The organism is Thiomonas sp. X19 (assembly GCF_900089495.1).
Lineage (GTDB): Bacteria > Pseudomonadota > Gammaproteobacteria > Burkholderiales > Burkholderiaceae_C > Thiomonas_A.
On sequence record NZ_LT605203.1, the window covers coordinates 1,561,878 to 1,586,381 of the forward strand.

20 protein-coding genes, 2 pseudogenes and 1 riboswitch are annotated in these 24,504 nt (G+C 68.9%); of the genes and pseudogenes, 14 read left to right on the plus strand and 8 right to left on the minus strand.

Annotated elements, in window-relative coordinates; genetic code table 11:
* Positions 1–132: 132 nt before the first annotated feature.
* From THIX_RS07335 to THIX_RS07345, 4 genes and pseudogenes are all read right to left on the minus strand, one after another.
* Positions 133–2,301: an FUSC family membrane protein gene (locus THIX_RS07335; RefSeq protein WP_158540823.1), complete on the minus strand. Its 2,169-nt coding sequence runs from the start codon at positions 2,299–2,301 to the stop codon at positions 133–135.
* Between the two features lie 37 nt (positions 2,302–2,338).
* Positions 2,339–2,652: pseudogene (locus tag THIX_RS24030) on the minus strand (transposase); the annotation flags it as partial.
* A gap of 220 nt (positions 2,653–2,872) precedes the next feature.
* Positions 2,873–3,025 (minus strand): annotated as a pseudogene (locus tag THIX_RS24035) (HAMP domain-containing protein); the annotation flags it as partial.
* 651 nt (positions 3,026–3,676) lie between these two features.
* Positions 3,677–4,576, minus strand: coding sequence for an urease accessory protein UreD (locus THIX_RS07345; protein ID WP_112485706.1), 900 nt, complete (start codon positions 4,574–4,576; stop codon positions 3,677–3,679).
* A 314-nt stretch (positions 4,577–4,890) separates the two neighbouring features.
* On the opposite strand from THIX_RS07345, the gene THIX_RS07350 reads away from it, so the two are divergent.
* Positions 4,891–7,419: a diguanylate cyclase domain-containing protein gene (locus THIX_RS07350; RefSeq protein ID WP_112485707.1), complete on the plus strand. Its 2,529-nt coding sequence runs from the start codon at positions 4,891–4,893 to the stop codon at positions 7,417–7,419.
* Between the two features lie 291 nt (positions 7,420–7,710).
* On the opposite strand, the gene rsmI is transcribed toward THIX_RS07350, so the two are convergent.
* Positions 7,711–8,673, minus strand: coding sequence for a 16S rRNA (cytidine(1402)-2'-O)-methyltransferase (gene rsmI, locus THIX_RS07355; protein ID WP_233224445.1), 963 nt, complete (start codon positions 8,671–8,673; stop codon positions 7,711–7,713).
* Here rsmI and THIX_RS07360 point away from each other — a divergent pair.
* The 11 genes from THIX_RS07360 (at position 8,672) to THIX_RS07410 (ending at position 18,107) form a co-directional block, all read left to right on the plus strand.
* Positions 8,672–9,052: a YraN family protein gene (locus THIX_RS07360; RefSeq protein WP_112488238.1), complete on the plus strand. Its 381-nt coding sequence runs from the start codon at positions 8,672–8,674 to the stop codon at positions 9,050–9,052. The two genes, rsmI and THIX_RS07360, sit on opposite strands and share 2 nt — an antisense overlap.
* 144 nt (positions 9,053–9,196) lie before the next feature.
* Complete coding sequence (locus THIX_RS07365) at positions 9,197–9,799, plus strand: phosphoheptose isomerase (protein ID WP_112485709.1); 603 nt, start codon at positions 9,197–9,199, stop codon at positions 9,797–9,799.
* Positions 9,792–10,532: a BON domain-containing protein gene (locus THIX_RS07370; protein ID WP_112485710.1), complete on the plus strand. Its 741-nt coding sequence runs from the start codon at positions 9,792–9,794 to the stop codon at positions 10,530–10,532. Before THIX_RS07365 ends, THIX_RS07370 begins: the two co-directional genes overlap by 8 nt.
* 63 nt (positions 10,533–10,595) lie before the next feature.
* Positions 10,596–11,135, plus strand: a complete 540-nt coding sequence (ppa, locus tag THIX_RS07375; RefSeq protein WP_112485711.1) for an inorganic diphosphatase — start codon at positions 10,596–10,598, stop codon at positions 11,133–11,135.
* An 83-nt stretch (positions 11,136–11,218) separates the two neighbouring features.
* Complete coding sequence (gene nhaA, locus THIX_RS07380) at positions 11,219–12,388, plus strand: Na+/H+ antiporter NhaA (RefSeq protein WP_112485712.1); 1,170 nt, start codon at positions 11,219–11,221, stop codon at positions 12,386–12,388.
* Positions 12,389–12,398: 10 nt separating this feature from the next.
* Positions 12,399–13,019, plus strand: coding sequence for a DUF924 family protein (locus THIX_RS07385; protein WP_112485713.1), 621 nt, complete (start codon positions 12,399–12,401; stop codon positions 13,017–13,019).
* A gap of 71 nt (positions 13,020–13,090) precedes the next feature.
* Positions 13,091–13,206: riboswitch (TPP riboswitch) on the plus strand.
* A gap of 32 nt (positions 13,207–13,238) precedes the next feature.
* On the plus strand, positions 13,239–15,113 hold the full coding sequence (gene thiC / locus THIX_RS07390; protein WP_112485714.1) for a phosphomethylpyrimidine synthase ThiC: 1,875 nt from the start codon (positions 13,239–13,241) through the stop codon (positions 15,111–15,113).
* Positions 15,110–16,357 (plus strand): FAD-dependent oxidoreductase, encoded by a 1,248-nt coding sequence (locus THIX_RS07395; RefSeq protein WP_233224446.1) that lies wholly within the window; start codon positions 15,110–15,112, stop codon positions 16,355–16,357. Before thiC ends, THIX_RS07395 begins: the two co-directional genes overlap by 4 nt.
* A complete protein-coding gene (gene thiS / locus THIX_RS07400; RefSeq protein ID WP_112485715.1) occupies positions 16,347–16,571 on the plus strand; it encodes a sulfur carrier protein ThiS in 225 nt (74 codons plus the stop codon). The genes THIX_RS07395 and thiS overlap by 11 nt, the downstream gene beginning before the upstream one ends.
* 17 nt (positions 16,572–16,588) lie before the next feature.
* Entirely contained in the window at positions 16,589–17,608 is a 1,020-nt protein-coding gene (locus tag THIX_RS07405; RefSeq protein WP_305798526.1) for a thiazole synthase, read from the plus strand.
* Positions 17,609–17,684: 76 nt separating this feature from the next.
* Positions 17,685–18,107, plus strand: coding sequence for a DUF4440 domain-containing protein (locus THIX_RS07410; protein WP_371412883.1), 423 nt, complete (start codon positions 17,685–17,687; stop codon positions 18,105–18,107).
* 121 nt (positions 18,108–18,228) lie between these two features.
* Here THIX_RS07410 and THIX_RS07415 read toward each other — a convergent pair whose 3' ends face one another.
* Positions 18,229–18,651, minus strand: coding sequence for a carboxymuconolactone decarboxylase family protein (locus THIX_RS07415; RefSeq protein WP_112485717.1), 423 nt, complete (start codon positions 18,649–18,651; stop codon positions 18,229–18,231).
* The gene (locus THIX_RS07420) at positions 18,632–19,048 is read right to left on the minus strand and encodes a MerR family transcriptional regulator (RefSeq protein ID WP_112485718.1); all 417 of its coding nucleotides are present in this window, start codon (positions 19,046–19,048) and stop codon (positions 18,632–18,634) included. The genes THIX_RS07415 and THIX_RS07420 overlap by 20 nt, the downstream gene beginning before the upstream one ends.
* A 106-nt stretch (positions 19,049–19,154) precedes the next feature.
* Between THIX_RS07420 and thiE the strand changes: the two genes are divergently transcribed.
* Both thiE and THIX_RS07430 read left to right on the plus strand, forming a co-directional pair.
* Positions 19,155–20,678, plus strand: a complete 1,524-nt coding sequence (gene thiE / locus THIX_RS07425) for a thiamine phosphate synthase (protein ID WP_112485719.1) — start codon at positions 19,155–19,157, stop codon at positions 20,676–20,678.
* A 90-nt stretch (positions 20,679–20,768) separates the two neighbouring features.
* Positions 20,769–22,826, plus strand: a complete 2,058-nt coding sequence (locus THIX_RS07430; RefSeq protein WP_112485720.1) for a chorismate-binding protein — start codon at positions 20,769–20,771, stop codon at positions 22,824–22,826.
* Between the two features lie 71 nt (positions 22,827–22,897).
* Here THIX_RS07430 and THIX_RS07435 read toward each other — a convergent pair whose 3' ends face one another.
* Positions 22,898–24,223 carry an IS110-like element ISCARN20 family transposase gene (locus THIX_RS07435; protein WP_086558138.1) on the minus strand — a complete coding sequence of 442 codons (1,326 nt, stop codon included), beginning with the start codon at positions 24,221–24,223 and terminating at the stop codon, positions 22,898–22,900.
* Positions 24,224–24,504: the final 281 nt, after the last annotated feature.

Sequence of the window (24,504 nt, forward strand, 5' to 3'; positions counted from 1 at the left end):
TTGGCGGCGATGGCAAAGGGCCGATGGGCGCCAGGCGATGGGTATCGATCAGTGGGCTTCAAACGCAACCGGCGGGTGAACGCGGAACGGTACGTCGATCAGCCTAGCGCCCGGGCTGAGTGTGAGCAGATGTCAATCCGAATTCCCCGCCTCTCCGGGGAGATGCAGATCGCGCGCCACGCGTTGGTCGATTTGCCCCACCAACGCGGCTTCGACACCGATCAGGTTCAGGCGGCGCAGCAGCGGGTCGGGCGTCGTGTCCGCTTCGGGCGTGATGGAACCGGGCACAGGGTTGGCGTGCGGGGGCACGGGCATCGCCACAAGTGTTGGCGCGGCCTTCAAACCGAGCTGCTGCAGCACCCAGGCGCGGGTCGGCGCAATCAGGGTTTCGATCGCCTCCGGGCTCAGGCGCCGGGCGCGGCGCGCGCGCAGCACGCGCATGGACGCCAGGTGGGCCGCGAGCAGGTAGCTGTGGGTGATGAGCCGCGCCAGCTCGCGCAGGGCGCGGCGCTTGGCGACAGGCTCTTCCAGCATGCGGCTGTACAGCCCGGTCATGGAAGCCAGGGCGTCGAACAGGCGCTTGCGGGCGATGCGAAAGGCGCCTTCGTCCTGCTGCTGCGCTTCGAGCACCGCCAGGGCATAGTCGCGCTGCGCCTGCATCAGGCTGGAGAGCTGGCGCGGCACGTCCTGGTATTCCCAGCGCGGCAGCACATAGCTGAAGCCCCAGGCCAGGGTGGCGCCGATGACGGTGTCGATCAGGCGCTGGTCCACGAGAAAGCGAACGTCGCCTTCCAGCAGTCGCGCCAGCAGCAGCGACAGCACGCTGGCCGCCATGGCGGTGAAGCGGTAGTTGGTGGTGACGAAGGTGCGGGCGAAGGTCAGCGCCAGGAATAGCGCGGCGAGCAAGGCGGCCAGGCCCAGGTGCAGGTCGAGCAGCACGGCGGTGAACAGGCAGCCGAGCAGCGTACCCAGCAGCCGGTCTTTCAGGCGCTGGCGGGTGACGCCGTAATTGGGCCGCAGGATGACGGCGATGGTCAGCAAAATCCAGTAATCGTGCGCCTGATGCACGAACAGGCTGCGCGCCACCACCAGCCCGCACAGCAGCGCCAGCCCCAGACGCATGGCGTGGCGGAAGATGGGAGAGCCCCAACGCAAATGGGCGCGGATCTGGCGTGGGTCGTAGCGCCAGGTGCTGACGAAGGGGCGCAGGTCTGGCAGGGACGGGAGCGCGCCGCCGTCGCGCGCCGCGTAAGTGGTTTGAAGGGTGGCGACGAGGGCGTCGATCTCGCGCTGGGTGTTGAGCAGCGAGGCCAGCGCGGAGCGCGCATGCGCCAGTTCGGCTGTGTTGCTTCGCGCCAGTGTCGACGCTTGTTGCTCCGCCGGTGCCCAGCGCATGGCGTCCAGCGGCCGGGCTTCATTGCGACGGCTGTGCAGCATGGCCAGGGCCAGGGCGGAGAGCGCGTCGGCCGTTTGCAGCGTGCCGGCCTGCAGTGTGTCCAGCACCTCGGTGCCCTCGAACTGGCTGCGCAGCAGGGCGGAGTCGGTCTGCGCCGCGAGCTGCGCCTCGAACAGATCGAGGGACTCCAGCAGCATGCGCGTCCAGAGCGCATCGCTCGGCTTCCTGCCTTCGCGCAGCACCAGATCGCGTGCCGATTGCAGGGCGTCGTTCACCGCGCCTTGCAGCACGGCGGCGCGGCCGTAGGCTTCGTCCTCGGCCATCTGCCTGGCGTAGAACTGGCTTTGCCAGCGCATGTAGGCGGCCAGCGCGTCCAGCACTTCGGCCAGCGCCTGCTGCTTGGTGCGGCTTTGCAAGATGCGGCCGAGCGCCAGCGCATAGACGGTGAACAGCAAGCCGCCCAGCACGAACAGCGCCACGCCCAGCAGCAAGGTGTGCAGGTTGGGCGCCGGCGGCACCCCGAGCGTGATGACGGTGATGAACAGCAGGCTGAAGCTCAACGCCAGCGCCCGCTTGCCCCACAGGCTCACCAGCCCGGCGCCGAAGCCCAGCAGCGGCACCAGCAGCAACTCAACCCAGGGATGGCCGACGCTGGCCCACACCAGCAAGAAGCACAAGGCACTGCCAAAGGTGGAAAACAGCAACTCGAAAGCCTTGACCCGCATGGGCGCCGGATTGTCGGCAAAACAGATGGTGAGCGCCCCGGTGCCCAACAGCACCGCCATCTGCATGCCGCCGGCGGCATAGCCCAGCAAGCTCAGCGCCAGAACGCCTGTGGCCGAGACCAGGCCGCTGGTGAAGTAGCGGCTGAAGACAACGCGACTGAGCAGGGGGATGGGGTTCATGCGGCCAAGCATTTTGGCATGGCCCAAAGCTTGGGATCTATCCGTCGATCGTATGGATGGTCAATGACACCTTGCGGAAAGCGAGGATGGCGGCCGCAAGGTGGTTGAGCGCGAGGAAGCCGCGTTCAAGCTTGTCGTCGCGCACGAACCGTTTACGCAAGCGGTTGAACCCGCCATGGCAGGCCTCGCCCCCCAGCGCCTGGCTTGCTTCTTTGGATCGCGCCGTTTGAGATCGGCCGCTTTGCGGCGGTCGACGACATGCGGGCGGTCGCCATGCGCCATGAGGGTGGCATGCGCGGGCTTGCCGCGGTCGCCGGCGTCGGCACACAGGGGCTTGCTGCGCCGCTGCGGTGCGGGCTGGTGGTGGCGCGCAGCATGTTCGCGCACCTCGGCGTCGATCGTGGAGTTGAAGAACATGGCGCGGGCCGCGGCCCGCGGCTTTGGCCGCATACAGCGCAACGTCGGCGCAGCGCATCAATGCGTCGCGCGTCACGCCGTGTTGCGGGCTGAGCGTGCCCGCGCTGGCATCCACCCGATGTTCGCTGCCCTGCAGCCGCAAAGTATCATTGAATACCCCGGCAAGGATGCCGATCTCGTCAGCGCTGCGCACATCCACCCGAGTGCCGATGTCGCCTGCGGCGAGCTTGCGCGCACCCTGGGTCAGTTGTTCCAGCGGACCCAGGGTGCGCCGGATCTGCCATTGCGCGAACAGGGCGATGAACAACGGTGGCTGCCGCCACCAGCCCCAGCCGCAGCGGCCAACCCTGCCAGACGACCCGCAGACACGGGGTGTGCTGGACGAAGACCCAATCGGGTGTCCCGAACGCGCCGCGGAGAAACAGGCGGAAGCGGAAATCGGCTGGATCGGCAGGGGTGGCGCCGGACCCAGTGTGCGCGGCGGGGCGCGGCATGGCGCCTTCGCTCGCGCTGAAGAGGGTCTGCCCCTGCGCGTTCAGCACGCGCCAGGAACTGTTGTCCAGGGCGTCGGCGACTGGAGCCCAAAGAAACGGTGGATTCATGGCAGCGATCCAGCGCGCCCATTCTTGCTCACGGATGCTCAGGAGCACTTCGGCCGACTGTTTCGGCGTCTGAATGCACGGAGTTCCACGGCGCGGTCTGCGCCAGACTGCTGCATCACAGCGGGTGCGGTCGACCCCGCATGCTGAGCGGCCACAGACCTACGCAAAGAAGCAAAGACATTCGTGCAAGACCGCACATTTCTTAAAAATAAATCTTTCGTTTCCACGACCTTCCGACTTGTCCGTTTCGGGCAACTTCATGCTTGGCGCCAGGGGTTGTTGACGCTCTTTCTGTGCCCGTTGCGTCCTGACTGGCCACCGGTTCGCGCCGTTCGTGGCCGATCGGTTGGCCGACTTCACGTTGCCCACACCCGGGGTGGGCAGGGCGGCAGATTCCAGGCGATGTGGCGCCACGCTGCCCACACCTCGCGCAGCAGCGCCGCCACGGGCTCGATGCGGTCGGCCAGCACGCGCAGCACCACCACTTGCGCATGAGGCGCGGTGGCCCCGGCTGGCAGTGCAGCCGGCTGGGCTTGCGCGAGCTGGCGCGCAGCGTCCAGCAGGGCGTCGCGGCGCTGCGGGACGATGGGGCTGCCGGCGGCGAAGAACAAGGTGCCCAGGGCTTCGCGCCCGCTCAAACCGCCCGGGCTTTGCAGTAAAATCGCGTCGGCAGCGGCGATGCGCCCGCGCTCCAGCCACACGCCCGGCAGTTCCAGGTGCTGCACCATCTGCCCTTGCTGGAAGGGTTTGCCGGCGGCGGGCAGACCCAGGGCCAGCATGTCCCAGCCGAACATCTCGGCCCCCGCATCCAGTGTGAACACGGCGCGATTTTCCGCCAGGCAGGCATCGAACGCCAGGGTTTCCAGCGGCAACCATTCCAGCCGTCCGCCCGCACGCACACACGCCTGGACTTGCTGCACCGCCGGCTGGCCCAGGCTGCGGTAGAAGCGGGTGGCCCCCGGCGTGGTGACGAGTGCATGCGCCTGTGCTTGCACGCGCAGATCGATGTCGATGCGGTCGCCGCCCACCAGGCCGCCGGGCGGATGCACCAGCACATGATGGCAAACCCCCGGCCCTTCGGGATACAGCGCCGCCAGCACCCGCACCGCGCCACGGTGTTGCGCGTGGCCGTTGCAGCGCCCAAGCGTGGCGGTGTAGCGCAGGCCGAGGCTGGAAGCCCAGACGGCGGCGGCTGGGCCCGGCTGTTGCGCGGCCGGATGGACTTGGGGAAGTGGCGCGGGTGGCTTGGCGGACATGGGCGATGGCTGCGGGCTGAATCAGCCCCGGGCTTGCAGGAATCTCTGGTCAAGGGCCGGGCTTCAGGGGCCAGGACTGTGGCTCGTGCGGCGAGGCGACAGGGTTTGAAATCGGGCTGGTGCAGGGCCATGATCGCACAGGCCGACGCCGGGCTTTAACAAACTGTGACTTTCGTGAACCAGTTCACGCTGCCCTGCATTTCCTTCGACAAGCGGGATGATTCGCCGTCGGATCGTCCCCATAATGGAAACCACCAACACCGAGCCTTCGCCGCATCCTGCCGCAAGGGCGAACAGCCCACTCACCGAGATTCATGGACGACCCCGCCACCCTGCCGCTGCTGCCAGCCGCCTCTCGGGCGGATGCCCGCGCAGCCGCGATGCGCAAGCCCTCCGCGCCGACCCTGGCGCGCCTGGGCTGGCGGCTGATGGCGTCGGCTGCGGGCCTGTTCGCCACGCTGGTGGGGCTGTGGTTGTGGTCGTCGTGGGAAACCACCCGGCACGACCTGGAGCAGCGCAGCGAATTGACGGCGACGCTGCTGGCGGTGAATGCCGAAACCACATTTCTGCGTATTCAGGACGATTTGCAGCAACTGGGTGACACCCTGCAAAACCGCGGTGCGCTGCATGATCCCGTGGGGATGTTCATCGCCCTTGACGCCTTCAAGTCGCGCCACCCCGAGCTGGGCGGCGCCACGGTGTTCAGCCCCGACGGGCAAATGCTCGCCAGCACGGCCAGCCGTCCGACGCGCAGCCTGCCCAATGTGCTGCAGGAGCCGGCCTATGCCGACTATCGCGACGATTTCAATCTTGCCCTGGCAACGCAAGGCTTGAGCGTTGGCCGGCCCCAATACGGGCTGCTGCTCAAGCAGTGGTTCATTCCCCTGCGCTATGCCGTGCGCGGCGCCGACGGCCAGGCGCGCTTCGTCGTGCAAACCAGCATGTTGCTGGAGCACCAACAGGCCCTGTGGCGCGGCTTGCCGACGCAGCCCGGCGTGGCCATGGGTTTGCTGCGCACCGATGGCTGGCTGATCAGCCGTTACCCCGATCAACCAAGCCATGTTTCCATCTATGGCCAGCCCGCCAAAGGAGCGCTGGTTCGAGCGTTGCGCAGCGCTGGCGACGCGTGGCGGGGCATTTACACCGGCAAGACTGCCGACGGCGAGCAGCGCGAGGGTGCCTGGGCGCGGCTGCGCGATTTCCCGATCGTCGCTTTCCTGTCCTACACGCACGACGAGGTGATGCAGATGTGGTGGGCCGATGTTCGCGCCCCGCTGCTCGCCCTCGGCGGCATGCTGGCCCTGCTGATCACGGCCTACACCTTGCTGTTGCGCAACTTCGTGCGGCGCATGGTTCGCATCCGCCGGCAAATGGATTTCGTGCGGGCCGAGGAGCTGCCCAGCAGCGGTGTGGCCGAGATCGATGCGCTGCTGCGCCAACTCGTGCGCAGCCGCGAGCACATGCGCCGCTTTGCCCGCAACCGTGAAAAAGCCCTGCTCGAAGCGGCACAGGCCGGCACCTACACCCGCTCCCTGCGCGACGGCGTGCTGGTGGCGGCCGACTCCAGCTTCGCCCGCATGCTGCAACGTCCGGTGCGCCGCCTGATCGGGCGCGAATGGGATGAGTTGTTCAATACCGTGGACGAGGTGCCGGTGGGTGAAGCCATTGGCGATGCCAAGACCCAGAAGCGGGGCGGACGCCGCCTGGTCTGGACCCGGGGCTTGCATGGCGAAACCATCTGGTTGTCCCTGGCCGAGCATGCCGAAACCACGGCGCAGGGCCATAAGGTGATCCATGGTTTGGCCATCGACGTGAGCGAACGCGAGAACCTGCTGCGCGCGGTCGAGCGCCAATCCCAGCGCCTGCAAACCCTGTGGGAGCTGGCGACGGGTTCGAGCATGGAAGACCCGGGCGTCGAAACCGGCGACGCCATCGCGTACATGCTGGCCCAGGGGCGCGATGCCCTGGACATGCAGGCGGCCATCATCTGCCTGCGCCTGGGCGACGAGTGCCACATGCTGTACGTGCAGGACCTGCATGGCCGCTTCCGCCAGGGCCAGACCCTGTCGGCCAACCATCCGCTGTGCGCCTGCGACGACCACGAAAACGGCGCTTTGTGGATTGCCGACACCAGCCTACATCCCAACCTCGCCGCGACTGCCGGCGTGCGCTCGGTGATCCGTTTGCCCCTGGTGCGGGCGCACCAAACCCTGGGTTGCCTGCTGCTCCTGGGCGATGACCCCCAGGGCGAGGAATTCGATCCAACCGACCGGCAGTACGCCGAGTTGCTGGCCGCCTGGTTCGCCCGCGTGCTGCACGACCGCAACCAGCGCGACACCTTGCTGGCGCAGGCTTATACCGATGGACTGACCGGCCTGCTCAACCGCCGCGCCGCGCAACTGCGCCTGGACGAAGCCCTGCAGTCCATGCGCCGTGGCGGCCAGTCGTTCAGCCTGGCGCTGTGCGACCTCGACCACTTCAAGCTGGTGAACGACGAATACGGTCACGCCGCCGGCGACGCCGTGTTGCGGCAGATGGCCAGCACCCTGCGCCAAGGCGTGCCACGCGGCGGCTGGGTCGCACGCTGGGGCGGCGAGGAGTTCCTCATTATGCTGCCCGGCCTGGACACCCAAGCCGCCAGTGCCGCGATGGACGTGCTGCGTCAACGCGTCGCGCAGCGCCCCTTCCTGGTGTCCGAACGCAGTCTGCACATCACTCTGAGCATCGGCATCGGCGGTTTGCAGGGCCCGCAGGACGAAGTCGTGCGCGTGCTCACCGAAGCCGACGACAGCCTCTACGAAGCCAAGCGCCAAGGCCGCAACCGCGTCATCACGATGCGGTGAGTGCGTACACGCGACAGTGCCTGCGCACTGTCGCGTGACGCACGAACGGTCTGCCGGCCTGCAAGCCGGCAAGCTCCGAGTGCGCCTGGAGGGTTGTGCCTGCGCACTGTCGCGTGACGCACGAACGGTCTGCCGGCCTGCAAGCCGGCAAGCTCCGAGTGCGCCTGGAGGGTTGTGCCTGCGCACTGTCGCGTGACGCACGAACGGTCTGCCGGCCTGCAAGCCGGCAAGCTCCGAGTGCGCTGAAGCAGTGGTTTGGTCTGCACACAGCCGCAGGACGCAGCGGTCGTTTCAGTTCTCGTCCAGACCCTGGCCCGCCTGCGCCTGCAGCCAGCGATACAGGGTCTTGCGGTCCGCCCCCAGCATCTCGGCCACCGCGGCGGCGGCGCGTGATGCTGGCAACTCACGCGCCAGTCGCAACAGCCAGCGCTGCGCCTGCGCGTCCATCGGCTCGGCGTCGCGGGCGGCTTGCAGCACCAGCACGAACTCGCCTTGCGCGCGCCGCGCATCCGCCGCCAGCCAGCCCAGCAACTCGGCCGGGCTGCCCTGCACGATGGCCTCGAACTGCTTGGTCAATTCCTTCGCCAGAATCAAGTCCGGCGGCTTGGGCAGGGCGGCTGCCAGTTGCGCCAGTTCCTCCAGGCTCTGAACGATGCGATGCGGCGCCTCGAAGCACACCCAGGCGCGCGGCGATGCCAATGCCTCGCGGTAAAAGGCCGCACGTTGTTGCTGCGTCGCCGGCACATAGCCGGCGAAGGTGTAGCCGGCGTCCAGGTCCAGGCCCGAGGCGCTCAATGCCGTCGTCACGCTGCTGGCGCCGGGCAACGCAATCACCGCATGGCCGGCCGCGCGCGCGGCACGCACCAGCACCGCGCCGGGGTCGTTGATGCCGGGTGTGCCGGCGTCGCTCACATAGGCCACGCGCTGCCCGGCGGCCAGCAGCGCCAGCATTTCGGCAGCGGCCGTCTGCTCGCGGTGGCGGTCGGCCCGCAGCAGGGGCTTGGCCAGGCCATGGGCTTGCAACAGGCGCTGGGCCATGCGGGTGTCTTCCGCTGCCACCAGGTCGCAGCGTTCCAGCATGGCCAGGGCGCGCAGGCTGATGTCGGCAAGGTTGCCGATGGGCGTGGCCACCACCAGCAGGCAGCCCGGCGGCAGCGACTGGCCCGCGCATAATTGCCGCGCCGCGGCCAGCGCCGCAGGCGCGCCGTGGCCCGCTGGCGATGGGGAAATGGGCATGGAGGATGTGGGAGACATGAGGCAAGACCCGGCAAAGGCCGCCACCCGCCCGCCAGGACAGGTGGGCGCCCTGGCGGAGGATGCGGCCTGGAACTACCTGCAGCGGCAGGGGCTGCAATTGGTGGAGCGCAATTATCGGGTGCGCGGCGGCGAGATCGACATCATCGCCCGCGATTCCAAAGGCCCGCTGGTGTTCGTCGAGGTCCGCGCACGCGCCAGCGCGGCCTTCGGTGGCGCCTCCGCCAGCGTGGACGCGCGCAAACGCGCCCGCATCCTGCTGGCCGCGCGGCATTACCTCATGCGCTTCCCTGGCGAGATGGCCTGCCGTTTCGACGTGGTCGCCATCGAAGGCGGGCAGCTGCACTGGATTCGCGACGCCTTCGATGCCGATGGTTGAGGGCCGGCCTGTCCGCCTGTTTCAAGTGCAAGCGAGTACATCCGGCACTGACAGAGCGACGCCGGCGCATGGGCTTGCATCCGCCAAGCCATCCGGAGCCGGGGAATAATGGAGGCCTTTGCTTTTCTTCCTGGTACTCGAACCATGCTTGAACAACGCATCCAACAGCAGTTTCGCGAGAGCGCAGAACTGAAGCAGCAGGCGGCCGCCCTGATGGCCGAGCCTGTGGCGCAGGCCGTGGCCTGCATCGCCAATGCGGTGAGCAACGGCGGCAAGGTTCTGGTGTGCGGCAATGGCGGCTCGGCTGCCGACTCGCAGCACTTCGCCGCCGAGCTGGTGGGCCGCTTCGAGCGCGAGCGCATGGAGCTCGCGGCCATTGCGCTGACCACCGACACGTCCGTCCTCACCGCGCTGGCCAACGACTTCGGCTTCGACCAGGTGTTCTCGCGCCAGGTGCGCGCCCTGGGCCAGCCGGGCGATGTGCTGGTGGCCATTTCCACCAGCGGCAATTCGCCCAGCGTGCTGGAGGCCGTGCGCGCCGCGCAGGAGCGCGACCTGCTGGTGGTGGGCCTGAGCGGCAAGGGCGGCGGCCAAATGACCGCGATGCTGCGCGAGCAGGACGTGCATCTGTGCGTGCCGCACGACCGCACCGCGCGCATCCAGGAGGTGCACCTGCTCATGCTGCACTGCATTTGTGACGGCGTAGACTGGACCTTGATGGGCGACCCGGAGGATTCCAATGACTGACCGCACGACTTTCCGCTTGAGTACATGGTTCAACGCCGTATGCCGCAACGCGGGCCGCGTGTCTCGCAAGATGCCCTTGTCCCGCGCCGGCCTGGTGCTCATGGGCGCCATTGCCGCCACCCAGTTGCAGGGTTGTTTCATCCTGGGAGCCGCCGCCGTGGGCGGCGCCGCGCTGGTGGCGACCGACCGCCGCACCGTCGGCGCCCAGCTCGAAGACCAGACCATCCAGGTCAAGGCCGCATCGCAGATCAGCAATGCCCTGCGCGGCAATGGCAATGTCAGCGTCAATTGCTACAACCAGCAGGTGCTGATCACCGGCCAGGTGCCGACCGAGGCCTACAAGCAGCAGGTGCAGCGGATCGTGGCCGACATTCCCAACGTCAAGGCCGTGCTCGACGAGGTCGTGGTCGGCCCCAACTCCACCTTGGGCCAACAGGCCGAAGACACCTTCATCACCTCCAAGGTTCGCGCCTCGTTCATCGACGACAAACAGCTGTACTCGCAGGCCTTCAAGATCACGACTTCGGCCGGCGTGGTGTATCTGCAGGGCATCGTCACCCAGGCCGAGGCCGATCAGGCCAGCGCCGTGGCCAGTGCGGTGTCGGGCGTGAAGAAAGTGGTGACCCTGTTCAACATCATCACGCCGCAGCAGCTGCAGGGCATCTACAAGAACACCTCGCAGACCCCGGTCACGCCTCCCGGCAATCCGCCCACAACTCCGGCAACGCCCTGAGCAGGGCCGCGTGCGTGTGGCGCCCGCGGCCGTCTTTTTCTCTTCCACCCAGGTGAACTTCCCATGAGCTTGCTTCACGTTCCCGCAGGCAAAAGCCTGCCCGACGATTTCAACGTGGTCATCGAAATTCCCGCCGGCGCCCCGCCGGTGAAGTACGAGGTCGACAAGGCCAGCGGCGCGTTGTTCGTCGACCGCTTCATGTCCACCGCCATGCACTATCCGTGCAACTACGGCTACATCCCGCAAACCCTGTCGGAAGACGGCGATCCGGTGGATGTGCTGGTGGTCACCCCCATTCCCCTGGTGCACGGCTGCGTGGTGCGCTGCCGCCCGGTGGGCATGTTGAAGATGACCGACGAGGCCGGCCCCGACGCCAAGCTCATCGCCGTGCCGGTGGACAAGCTGCTGCCCATGTACCGCAACATCCGCAAGCCCGAAGACCTGACGCCGGAATTGCTCAAGCAGGTCGAGCACTTCTTCAACCACTACAAGGATCTCGAAGCCGGCAAGTGGGTGAAGACCGAAGGCTGGGCTGGCGCCGACGCCGCCCGCGCCGAAATCAGCGCCGGCGCCAAGCGCTACAGCGAACACGCCAAGGGCTGACGCCTTGTGCCCCGTCGCGCACACGCAACGGGCACATGACGGGGGCTTGACGTGCGCATAGCGCACATCGTGGGCCTAAGGGCATGAGTGCCGCCACTGCACCGAACAACGCCAGCAACGCCGCCGCCCGCTCCGGCCTGATGCTGGCGGCCAGTGCGGTGCTCGGTCTGGTGCTGATGAACAGCCCGCTGGCCGCCCTCTGGCAGGGTCTGCTGCAAACCACCTGGGGCGTGCATCTCGGCCCGCTGCATCTGGTGGAAAGCAATCTGCTGTGGATCAACGATGCGCTCATGGCCCTGTTCTTCCTGCAGGTGGGCATCGAGATCAAGCGCGAATGGTTGTTCGGCGCCCTGGCCGACCCTCGTGCCCGCGCGCTGCCGGTGGCCGCCGCACTCGGCGGCATGGTGGTGCCGGCGCTGGTGTTCGTCGCGCTCAATCTTGGCGACTCGGCGGCTCTGGGCGGCTGGGCCGTTCCCGCTGCCACCGACATCGCTTTCGCTCTCGGCCTCATGGCCTTGCTGGCACGCGGCTTGCCGCCACAGGCACGGGTTTTCCTCACCGCGGTGGCGGTGCTCGACGATCTTGGCGCGGTGCTCATCATCGCCGCGTTCTACACCGCGCAAATCTCTGGCGCCATGCTGGCCGCCGCGGTGGCTACCGCGCTGCTCATGGTGCTGCTGCAAGGCTTCGGCGTGCGTCGCGCCTGGCCCTATCTGCTGCTCGGCGTGCTGCTGTGGCTGTTCGTGCTCAAGTCCGGCATTCATGCCACCGTTGCCGGCGTGCTCACCGGCTTGCTGCTGCCGCAGACCCGCGCGGGTGGCGCCGGCGCCAAGGTCGAGCATGCGCTCGCACCCTACGTCTCCTGGCTGGTGCTGCCGCTGTTCGCGCTGGCCAATGCCGGCGTGGTGTTGGGAGCATCGGCCCTGGCCTTGCTGGGCCATGGGGTGACCTGGGGTGTGGCGCTGGGGCTGGTGCTGGGCAAACCCGTCGGCATTCTTGCGGGCGTGGGCATGGTGGCCTGGCTGGCCGACGGCCTGCCGCGTGGCTATTCCTGGCGCCTGATGGCCCCGGTGGCCGCGTTTTGCGGTGTGGGCTTCACCATGTCCTTGTTCATCGCCGGCTTGGCTTTCAACGCCGATGCGCAGGAATTCGACGCCGCCAAGATTGGCGTGCTGCTGGGCACGGTGCTGGCGCTGGCGGCCGGGGCGTTGATTGCGCGCCGGCTCTACCCGGCCGCCCGCCGCGCTGTCTGAGGCTCGCGTCATGCCACATTCCGATCCGCCCGAGAAAGCCGCCGAACTGCTGCGCTACTGGTTTGGCGAGGCGCCGCACGACGTCCAAGCCACCTGGACGGCGCGTCGTGCGCTGTGGTTCGGCAAGGACGCCGCCGTGGACGCCGACATCCGCGCCCGTTTCGGTGCCCTGCAGCTGCAGGCGGCTGCGGGTGCGCTGGCGAGTTGGACGAACTCCCCACGCGGCGCCCTCGCGCTGCTCCTGCTGCTGGACCAGTGCCCGCGCAATCTGTTTCGCGCCACGCCGCGGGCCTTCGCCACTGACCCGCAAGCCCTGCGTCAGGCGTTGGCGATGGTCGACGCGGGGGACGATGCGCGCCTGTGGCCCATCGAGCGCGTGTTCGTTTATTTGCCGCTCGAGCATGCCGAGGACCTTGCGGTGCAGGAACAGTCGGTGGCCTTGTTCGCCGCGCTGGGCGACGCCGCGCCGCAAGTCGACCGTGCGCGCTTCGAAGACTTCCTCGATTTCGCCCAGCGCCACCACGCCATCATTGCCCGCTTCGGCCGTTTTCCACATCGCAACGCCATCCTCGGCCGCGCCAGCAGCCCGGAAGAACTCGTCTTTCTCCGGCAGCCGGGTTCGGGGTTCTGATCGGTGGGGTGCAATCCCGCGAGACTGGCGCGGTCGTTGCGCAGGGCATACTTGGTGCGGCCTATACTTGGCTTTGCTTGTCGGAGTGCCGTGCATCGGAAGTTGCCTGGCTGAGATCGCAACACTGCGAAATCCGCTGAACCTGATCGGGACCATCCCCGCGTAGGAAACCAAGTCGCCCCATGCGCTTCGGCAGGCCAACCACTCCAGGAGGCCACCATGTCCGAAGTTCGCCGCGCCGTCGATCCCGAGCGCCTGTCCAGCCGCATCACCCGCACCCCGTTTCCGGCCTCGAGCAAGGTCTACACCGAAGGCCCGCAAGGCGTCAGCGTGCCCTGGCGTGAAATCGCGCTGTCCGACACCTTGATGCAGGAGTCGCCCACCGTCACGCGCCTGCTGAAAAACGCGCCGCTGCGGGTGTACGACACTTCCGGCCCCTACACCGACCCGCAGGCCGCCATCGACGTGCGCGCCGGCTTGCCCAAGCTGCGCGCCGCGTGGATTGCCGCACGTGCCGACACTGAGCAGCTCTCCGGCCCCAGCAGCACCTTCGGCCGGCAGCGCGCGCACGATCCCGCCACCGCCGCGCTGCGCTTCGCCCAGCCGCCGGCGCCGCGCCGCGCCAAGCTTGGGGCCAACGTCAGCCAGATGCACTACGCGCGCCAAGGCATCGTCACGCCCGAGATGGAGTACATCGCGCTGCGCGAGAACCTGCTGCGCGCGCAGCTGCCCGACGCCCTGGCGCAGAACGGCGGCCAGCACCGCGGCACCTGGTTCGGCATGCGGCATGAGATTTCCGGCGAATTCGTGCGCCAGGAAGTGGCCGCGGGCCGCGCGGTGATCCCGGCCAACATCAACCATCCCGAGATCGAGCCGATGATCATCGGCCGCAACTTCCTCACCAAGGTCAACGCCAACATCGGCAACTCGGCCGTCACCAGCGACATCGAGGACGAGGTCGACAAGATGGTGTGGTCCATCCGCTGGGGCGCCGACACCGTGATGGATCTGTCCACCGGCAAGCACATCCACGAAACCCGCGAATGGATCGTGCGCAACAGCCCCGTGCCCATCGGCACCGTGCCCATCTACCAGGCGCTGGAAAAGGTGAACGGCGTGGCCGAGGATCTCACCTGGGAGCTGTTCCGCGACACGCTCGTCGAGCAGGCCGAGCAGGGCGTGGACTACTTCACCATCCATGCCGGCGTGCTGCTGCGCTACGTGCCGCTGACGGCCAACCGCATGACCGGCATCGTTTCGCGCGGCGGCTCCATCATGGCCAAGTGGTGCCTGGCGCATCACCAGGAGAACTTCCTCTACACGCAGTTCGAAGAGATCTGCGACATCATGAAGGCCTACGACGTCACCTTCTCGCTGGGCGACGGCCTGCGCCCCGGCTCCATTGCCGACGCCAACGACGAGGCGCAGTTCAGCGAGCTGCACACCCTCGGCGAGCTGACGCAGATCGCCTGGAAGCACGACGTGCAGGTGATGATCGAAGGTCCCGGCCACGTGCCACTGCACATGGTGGCGGTCAACGTGGAGGAGGAACTCAAGCACTGCTTCGAGGCGCCGTTCTACACCCTGGGTCCGCTGACCACCGACATCGCGCCCGGCTACGACCACATCACCAGCGCCATCGGCGCGGCCAACATCGGCTGGGCCGGCACCGCCATGCTGTGTTACGTCACGCCCAAGGAGCACCTCGGGCTGCCCGACCGCAACGACGTCAAGCAGGGGCTGATCGCCTACAAGATCGCCGCCCACGCCTCCGACCTCGCCAAGGGCTATCCCGGCGCGCAGCTGTGGGACAACGCCATTTCCCGCGCCCGCTTCGAGTTCCGCTGGGAAGACCAGTTCCGCCTCGCGCTCGACCCCGACACCGCGCGCGCCTTCCACGACGAGACCCTGCCCAAGGAAGCGGCCAAGACGGCGCATTTCTGCTCCATGTGCGGCCCCAAGTTCTGCTCGATGAAAATCAGCCAGGACATCCGCGCCGCGGCGCAAAGCCAGGTGGCGGCGGGCGACCTCAAGCAGGAACTGGCGCGCAAGGCCGAGGAGTTCCGCAAGACTGGAAGCGAGATCTATCTGTGAACGCCACGCCGGGCCGCGCCGATGCCTTCCCTCCCCAACCCTCCCCCCAGGGTGGGGAGGGAGTGCGGGAGCCTGCTTCGCGCAGCGCGGTTCTCACCTCCCCCGCGGGTGGGGGAGGTCGGGAGGGGGATGCGCCCCGCATCGGCATCGCCGGCGCGGGACTCGCTGGCCGGTTGCTGGCCTGGCGCCTGCTGCGCGCGGGCTATGTCGTCGAGCTGTTCGACGCCCACGCCCGTGCCGACCGCAGCAGCGCCGGACCCACCGCCGCGGCCATGCTCTCGCCCACCGCCGAGCTTGCGGCGGCCGACGCGGGCATCCACGCCCTGGGCGTGGCGTCGCTGTCCATCTGGCCGCAGTGGCTGGCCGAGCTGCACGCGCAGACCGGGCGCGAGGTGTATTTCCGCCGCGAGGGCACGCTGGTCGTGGCGCACGCCGCCGACCGTGGCGCGCTCGACCATTACACCGCGCTGCTGCGCGCGCACCTGCCGGCAGGTGGCGAGGACGCGTCGATGCAGGCGCTGGGCGGCAAGCAGATTTCCGCGCTCGAACCCCTGCTCGCCGCGCGCTTCACGCAGGGCCTCTACCTGCCGCAGGAAGGCCAGCTCGCCAACGACCAGCTCTATGCCGCCCTGGCCGCCGCGCTCGACGCCGGCCTGGCCGCCTGCGGCGGCGCCTGGCACGAGGGCGCGGCGATCGACGTCGTGGAGCCCGCCGCGCTGGTCGACACCCACGGCCGGCGCCACGGCTTCGACCTCGCGGTGGACTGCCGCGGCATCGGCGCCAGGAACGGCGTTCCCGGCCTGCACGGCGTGCGCGGCGAGGTACTCACCGTGTTTGCGCCCGGGGTGAGCCTGCGCCGCCCGGTGCGCCTCATCCATCCGCGCTACGCCATCTACGTCGCCCCGCGCCCCGGCGGCCAGTTCGTCGTCGGCGCCACCGAGCTCGACAGCGAGGACGCCGGCCCGCCCACGCTGCGCTCCACGCTCGAACTCGGCAGCGCCCTCTATAGCCTGCACCCCGAATTCGGCGAGGCCCGCGTGCTGCGCCTGGCCGCCGCGCTGCGCCCGGCGTTGCCCGACCACCATCCCGTCGCCGGGCTGGACGCGGGCGGGGTGTGGCGCATCAACGGCCTGTTCCGCCACGGCTACCTCATCGCTCCCGCGCTGGTGCGGCAGGTGGAGCAGGGCATCGCCGAGGCGCTGGGAGCACCGGGGCCGCAAACGGAGTTGCGTCATGCCGCCTGAGTCCGCCGCGCGCACCCTCTGGCTCAACGGCCAGGCCGTGCAGACGTGCGCAGGCACGCTGCATGCGCTGCTCGCCGAACGCGGGCTCGACGCCGCGCCGCGCGCCTTCGCCTGCGCCGTCAACGGCACCTTCATACCCCGCGCGCGCTGGGCCGAACAGCCGCTGGCCGCGCAGGACCGCATTGACATCGTCGCCCCGGTGGTGGGCGGCTGAACCGAGGAAGATTGGCCATGGACACCGACATCACAGCCCCCGAACCGCTGGTGCAGACCAGCTTGGGCCAGCCTGCGCCGCGCGACGCCCCGTCCCAACCCAGCCCACGAAACGGGGAGGGAGTGGCCCCGCCTCCCCAACGGGGCGGCGAAGAGCCCGAGGGGTCTTCGAAACGCCGCGTCGCGCCGCTCTCTCCCGCCCCACCCCCTGTGGGAGGCCGGGTGGGGGAGGCGCCGACGCCGGTCACCGATCCCTGGAGCGTTGCCGGCGTCGCCCTGCAATCCCGCCTGCTGCTCGGCACCTCGCGCTATCCGAGCCCGCAAGTCCTCGACGACGCGGTGGCCGCCAGCGGCGCCGAGGTGCTCACCGTCGCTCTGCGCCGCCTGCAGCCGGAAAGCGGCGGCGGCCAGGCGTTCTGGCAGCGCATCGCCGCGCTGGGTTGCCACCTGCTGCCCAACACCGCCGGCTGCCATACCGCCGAGCAGGCGGTGAACCTGGCGCTGATGGCGCGCGAGCTGTTCGGCACCTCCTGGATCAAGCTCGAAGTCGTGGGCGACGACTACACCCTGCAGCCCGACCCCTTCGGCACCCTGGAGGCCTCCGAGCGCCTGGTGCGCGAGGGTTTCGCCGTGTTCGCCTACACCACCGACGACCTCGTGCTCGCCCGCCGCCTGTTCGACGCCGGCGTGGCCGCCGTCATGCCCTGGGCCGCGCCCATCGGCTCCGGCCGCGGGCCGCAGAACCTGCACGCGCTGCGCACCCTGCGCGAACGCCTGCCCGACGCCGTGCTCGTCGTCGACGCCGGGCTGGGCAAGCCCTCGCACGCCGCCCAGGTCATGGAACTGGGCTTCGACGCCGTGCTGCTCAACACCGCCGTGGCCGAGTCGGCCGACCCCGTGCGCATGGCCGCCGCCTTCGCCCAGGCGGTGCAGGCCGGCCGCCTCGGGTTCCTGGCCGGCGCCATGCCCGAGCGCGACACCGCCCAGGCATCCACCCCCACGGTGGGCATGCCGTTCTGGCACGAGGCCGGGGCCTGAGACGCGGCGGTTCGCACCCAATGCCACGGCCCGCTTTCTTCTGCACGCTTGTCCGCCTTGCCGCCGCTCCATACCGATGCGCCATTCCAACCAGACCGGCATGGAGCCCGACCTCGTTACCGAAGACCGCCTGCTGCCCATTCTTGAAGAACTGATTGCGCGCGAATCCCTTTTTTACCGCATCGAGCAGGCAAGCACGCGCGCCGATTTCGAGGCCATGCTGGATGCCGGTTTCTGGGAAATCGGCGCCTCGGGCCGGTGCTACAGCCGTGCCGCCGTGCTGGACGTTCTCGATCAACGCTGTGTCAACTCGCAAGAAGATGTCTGGGAAGCGCGGGATTTCCAATGCCGCGAAATTGCCCAAGGCAGCTACTTGCTGACCTATACCCTCGTCCAGGGCCCCCGGATCACATGCCGTTCGACGATCTGGCGCCAGACGGGCGAGTCATGGCGGGCGTTCTTCCATCAGGGCACGATCGTCGAAGCCGATGGCGCATAGAGCGATGGTGATGCCGGAGCCGAATCCCCGCAGCGGGATGTGCCACGGGCTTGCGCCGAAACAGAGTGGCGGTTGCCCGACGCGGGTGGCACGGCGTCGTCGCACATCGTTCGATGCGTTCTCACGCTGGCGCGAGCGCACGTTCCGCAAACACCTCCTTGGCCGCGAACAGGCCGTTGAGCGCGGCGGGGAAGCCGGCGTACACCGCCATCTGCATGATGATCTCCACCACCTCCTGCTGGCTCCAGCCGACGTTGAGCGCGCCGTGGATGTGCACCTTGAGCTGCGGCGTGGCATAGCCGAGCGCGGTCAGCGCGGCGACCACGCCGATCTCGCGCGATTTCAGGTCGAGCTGCGGCCGGGAGTAGATGTCGCCGAAGGCGAACGCGATGATGTAGCGCGCGAAATCGGGGGCGATGTCCTTCAGCGCGTCGATCACGCGCTCGCCGGCCTCGCCGTCGATTTCGCGCAGCTTGGCCCAGCCGCGTGCGTAGCGTGAGTCGGGGTCTTGGCCGGTGAGGGGTTCAGTCGCTTGCGGGTTCATGGTGCGGATTCCTGGTGCGCGCCGGCGGTTCATCCATCATCGCCAGATAGGTTTGAATCTTGGCGTCGAGGACGCCGGCGCAAGTCGACAACTCAAGCATCCTGGTGGCCAGACGCTCGCGATGGAGTTGCAGCATCGCGAGGCGTGCGGGCAAGGTCGCATCCCCCTGGGCGCGCAGTTCGGCGTAGCGCCGAATTTCCTTGATCGGCATCTCGGTACGCTTGAGCCTGAGCACGAACCCAAGCCACAGCACGTCCTCATGCGCATAGCGACGATGGCCGCTTGCCGCGCGTGCCACCGGTCTGAGCACGCCTTCGGCCTCGTAATAGCGAAGCGTGTGCGTGCTCAGGCCGGCGCGTCGCGCAAGCTCCCCGATGGAGATGAAATCGCTGGTCACGGGCGCATCCTAGAAATTGAAGTGAACTCGAAGTCAAGCATGGCGTGCATCATCCCCCTGCGCGCACAACCATGTCCATCGCAACCCTGAACATTTCCCGCCTCCCATGTCGCCAAGCCCCACGTCCGCTCCGCTCCTACTCACCCTCGCCGGCCACGACCCCACCGGCGGCGCCGGGTTCACCACCGATCTGGCGGCCTGGCAGGCCATGGGCTGCAGAGGCGCCAGCGTGTGCACCGCGCTCACGGTGCAAAACGCCCAGGGCGTGCAGCAGGTCGTGCCCACCGCGGTGCCGGTGCTGCGCGCGGCGCTCGCCGCCTTGACCGCCGAGGCGCAGCCTGTTGCGGTGAGGGTCGGCATGCTGGGCGATGCGGACGTGGCGGCCGAAGTGGCGTCCTTCTGCGCCGCGTTCACCGACGGCCCCGTGGTGTGGGACCCGGTGCTGGCCGCCAGCGCCGGCGGCGTGCCGCTGCTGCAGACCGGCGCCGGCGCGCTGGTGGCCATGGCCCGGGCCGCCACCGTCGTCACCCCCAACCGCGTGGAAGCCGCGCAACTGCTGGGCCTGTCGGCATGGAGCGACGGCGGCGCGATGCCGCCCGGCTGGCTGGCCGCCATGCGCGCGCAGTGGCTGGGGCAGGGCCGCACCCAGGCGGTGGTGCTCAAGGGCGGGCACGCCGAAGGCCCGCTCAGCGTGGACTGGCTCGTCACCCGCGACGGCGCGCAGGCCTTCGCCGTGCCGCGTCTCGCCCACGGCGCCCACGGCACCGGCTGCCTGTATGCCGCCGCGCTGACGGCCATGCTGGCACAGGGCTGGAGCGTGGCCGACGCGGTGGTCGAGGCGCAATGGCGCACCCATGCCGGCATCGCCCAGGCCTGGCGCGCGGCACCCGAAGCCCGCCCGCTGGTGAACCCCGCCGCCGGACTGGACAGCGGCAGCTTCCCCCAGCGTCCGGCGCCGGGAAGCTTGCCCCAAGCCGAGGCCCCGGCCTTCGCGCCGCTCACCGCGCCGCCCGGCTTCTACCCCATCCTGCCCGACGCCGACTGGGCCTTGCGCGTGCTCGACTGGGGCGCGCGCACCCTGCAACTGCGCATCAAGGACCTGCAGGGCGCGGCCCTGCGCGCCGACATCGCCCGCGTCGCCGAGGCCGCGCGCCAGGCCGGGGCGCAGCTATTCGTCAACGACCATTGGCGCGAGGCGCTGGACGCCGGGGCCTACGGCGTGCACCTGGGCCAGGAGGACCTGCTGCTGGCCGACCTCGCCGCGCTGCGCGCCGCCGGCATGCGCCTGGGCGTGAGCACCCATACGCCGGGCGAAATGGCGCGGGCGCACGCGCTCGGCCCCAGCTACATCGCCCTCGGCCCGGTGTATCCCACCACGCTCAAGGTCATGCCCTACCGCCCGCTGGGCCTGCAGCGCCTGGGCGACTGGGCCGCGCGCTGCAAGCCGCGCTACCCCACGGTGGCCATCGGCGGCATCAGCCTGGAGCGCGCCCCCGGCGTGATGGCCGCCGGGGCCGACGGCTACGCCGTGGTCAGCGCCGTGACCCAGGCCGCCGACCCGCAGGCCGCCACGCGCCGGGGCCTGGCCATCGCCCAGCAGGAGCTGGACTGCCGCGCGGCGGCGGGCTGATCCGGCACAAAGCCACAAGTGCCATCGCCGGCCGCCCCTGCCGTGCCCTCGATCCTTTCAAGCCAGCTGTCCGTGCCAACCGCCCATTCCATGTCCGAACCGGCTGCCGACGCCGATCCGTCCTTCGTGCTGTTCGACCCCGCCGACGCGCCCGCGCGCCTGTACACCGCGCCCATCGCCCACCGCATCGCCCGCACCGACGCCGAGGCCGCCGCCATGCAGGGCTGGGCGGGCGAGGAACTGGCGCGCGGGCGCGAAGTGGCGCTGTTCGCCGCGTTCGAGGCGGCGCGAGCGCTGGCCGGGCTGCCGCTGGCGCACGCCCCCGTGACGCCGCTGGTGGAGGGCTTGAGCTTCGCCCAGGCCACCATGCTGGACGGCGGCGGCGCGGTGGACGCCTGGCTGGTCCGCCAGCTCGCCGCCCTCGGCGGGGCCGATGCCCCGGCGGGCCTGGCCGGCTGGCGGCGCGGCATCATCGAAGCCGGCTACGGCGCCGCGCTGGCGCGCATCGCCGCCTATCTCGCGGCGGGCGACACCTACCAGATCGACTACACCTTCCCGCTGCACGCCCGCGCCTTCGGCCATCCGCTGGCGCTGTACCGCGCGCTGCGCCAGCGCCAGCCCACGGCCTATCGCTGCCTGGCCTATCTGGGGGGCGATGGCGCTACGCCGGGAAACCTTGGAGGTCCATCCCTGCATCCATCGCAGTCATCACGGCCCGTGCGAGCCAGCGGCCGCTGGGTGCTCAGCCTCTCGCCCGAGCTGTTCTTCACCCTGCAGCCGGGCGGACACATCGCGGCGCGGCCGATGAAAGGCACCGCACCGCGCCAGACCGACCCGATACAGGACGCGCAAGCCGCGGCGTGGCTCGGTGCCGACCCGAAGAACCGCGCCGAGAACCTGATGATCCTCGACCTGCTGCGCAACGACCTGGGCCGCGTCGCCGTGCCCGGCAGCGTGCAGGTGCCCCGGCGCTTCACCGTCGAGCCCTATCCGCGCGTGTGGCAAATGACCTCCAGCGTGCAGGCCGAACTCGCGCCCCAGGTGGGCTGGCCTGCGCTGTGGGCCGCGCTGTTTCCCTGCGGCTCGGTGGTGGGCGCGCCCAAGCACCGCAGCATGCAGATCATCGGCGAACTGGAGCCCGCCGCGCGCGGCCTGTACACCGGCGCCATCGGCTGGCTGCAACCCGCGCCCGCCAACGCCAACGCGGCGCGACCCGGCAGCCCGCAGGCCGTGCGCGGCGTGTTCAGCGTCGCCATCCGCACCCTGGAAATCGACGATCGCCTGCGCCGAGGTACACGCGCCGCCCGTCTGGGCCTTGGCAGCGGCGTGGTGGCCGACTCCGACCCCAAGGCCGAGTGGGCCGAATGCCTGCTCAAGGCCCGCTTCGTCACCGGGCTGGACCCCGGCCTCGGCCTCATCGAAACCTTCGCCGCGCGCTGGCCCGAGCAGCGCGCCCACATCGCGCCGCATCTGGCGCGCCTGGTCCGCTCAGCCCGTTATTTCGGCTTCCGTTTCGACCGCCGCGCCCTGCTCGAACAACTGGCGCGGGCCCACGCCGCGCTGCCTGCCACGGCAGCGTGGCCCTGGAGCCACCGCACCCGCATCGAACTGCGGCACGACGGCAGCTACCACCTCAGCACTGCGCTGCTGGCGGACTTGCCCAGGCATGAAGGCCGGGTCCAGGTGCTGCTGGCGGACACCTTGCTGGACCACGCCGCGCTCGACCCCGACGACCTGTTCCTGCGCCACAAAACCACCCACCGCGCCCGCTACGACGCCGCCTGGAAAGCCGCCGAGGCCCGGGGCGCGTTCGACGCCCTGTTTTTCAACACACGCGGCGAGCTGTGCGAGGGCGGACGCAGCAGTGTGTTCGTCAAGCTCGCCGGTCGCTGGTACACCCCGCCGCTGCGTTGCGGCCTGCTGCCCGGCGTGGCCCGCGCCGCGCTGCTGACGAACGCCACCCTCGGCGCGGCCGAGCGCATCATCACCCGCGCCGATCTGCTTGCTGCCGAAGACCTGCTGCTGTCCAACGCTTTGCGAGGGGCGCTGCCGGCGCAATTGGAGGTGGGCCCGCCCTCACTTCCAAGGCCGCAACACCCGCGGCATCTCGCACCGCTTGCACGAGAAACAAACGGTCGTCCTGCTTGACGTTTTCAGCCGCAACAAAATCCAGTTGGCGTGCTCCACTCTCAAGAAACAAAATGGGTTGAAGGCCGGTTTCATGCTGGCACCGGGTTTGGATGGATCTGGAAGCCAAGGGCAGCGGCGCGGCGCTTGAGGGCGACGATTGAGCGCTCGCGCTGCTGATCTTCATAGCGCTGCTGGCCTTGATCGACGAACGCCTCGCCACGCGTCAGCATGAAATACACCATGCGCGCCAGCTTGTGCGCGGTGGCGGTATTGGCACGCGGCTTGTCCATGCGGCCCGACAAGCGGCGGTAGAACGCGCCGAGGGCCGAGTCGCTGTGCGACAGGCTCATCGCGGCCATCTTCAGCGCCTGCCTGACCCGATTGGCGGATCGCCGGGTCTTGGCTGACAGCACCTTGCCGCCGCTGATCTTCGTGCCCGGACACAGCCCCAACCAAGAACAGAAGTGCTTGACGTTGGCAAAGCGACTCAGGTTGGGGCCGACCTCCGAGAGGATCTTCATCACCGCAGCCAGACCCAGGCCGTTGATGCGCGTGAGATCGACGCCGGCCCAGTTGGCCAGAATCTGGCGTGCGTCGAACTGCGCGCGCAGCTTGCTGCCTGCACGAGGCGTCTTGCCCAGATCGACCTTGGCCGCGCCAAGCTGGCTCAGCAGTCCTTGCAGCTTGGCGTCGCATTCGCCCAGGTGCCGGGCAATGTCGTCATACATCGCCAGCGCCTGGCGCAGCACGAACAGGTGCTCATCGCGCCAATTGCCCGTCAAGGCCTTGGCAATCTCCGTCTCACTGGCCTTGACACGAGCGTTGCGATACCGGGCCAGCGTCTTGGGGTCGCGCTCGCCAGCGACGATGGCGCGGATGATGGCTTGTCCCGTCAGTCCCATGACATCGGTCAGAACCTCGGTGAGCTGGATGTTCATCTGCACCAGCGCCTTTTGCATGCGCTGCACCCAACTGGCCTGCTCGGCCAAGAGCACGTCGCGCTGACGGGCCACGGCACGCACCACACAGACCTCATCGGTCGGGCGGAACGCCGCGCGCAAGAACCCCAGGCTCATCAACTTCTGCAACCACTGGCAGTCCTGCACATCGCTCTTGCGCCCAGGCACATACTTCATCTGCCGCGCATCGACCAAAAACACCGTCAAGCCGCGTTGCTCCAGCACCTCGAACACCGGGATCCAGTACACCCCGGTGGACTCCAGCGCCACGGTGTCGACCCCACACGCGAGCAGCCAGTCGGCCATGGCGTGCAGATCGTCGGTCATCGCACCGAACTCGCGCACCGGTTCGTCGCAGGCTTGCCGGGGTACCGCCACCCAGTGGCTCGACCCTCCTACGTCGATACCCGCCGCGTTGGGGAAGACCAGATCATCATCTCGCTTGCGCATCGCCATCGTTTGCTCCAAGATTGTCAACGAACGGCAGCGCCATGGGAGTCGTCGAATTCGACTCGATCTCTCAAACGGGATGCACATCGCTGTGCTCACCACTGTCGCCGACGATTCCCGGACCATGCTCACGAGCGGGCTCACCTCACGGCGTCCTACAACGCCGCAGGCTCGCACCAATGACTTGTCGGTCATCTCGGCACTGCCGTTCACCTTGTAGCCCAAAGATCGTTTCTTCGCGAACGCCGGGCGCCCCCAGGGGCTTGGGATGCTCATGAGAAAACGCA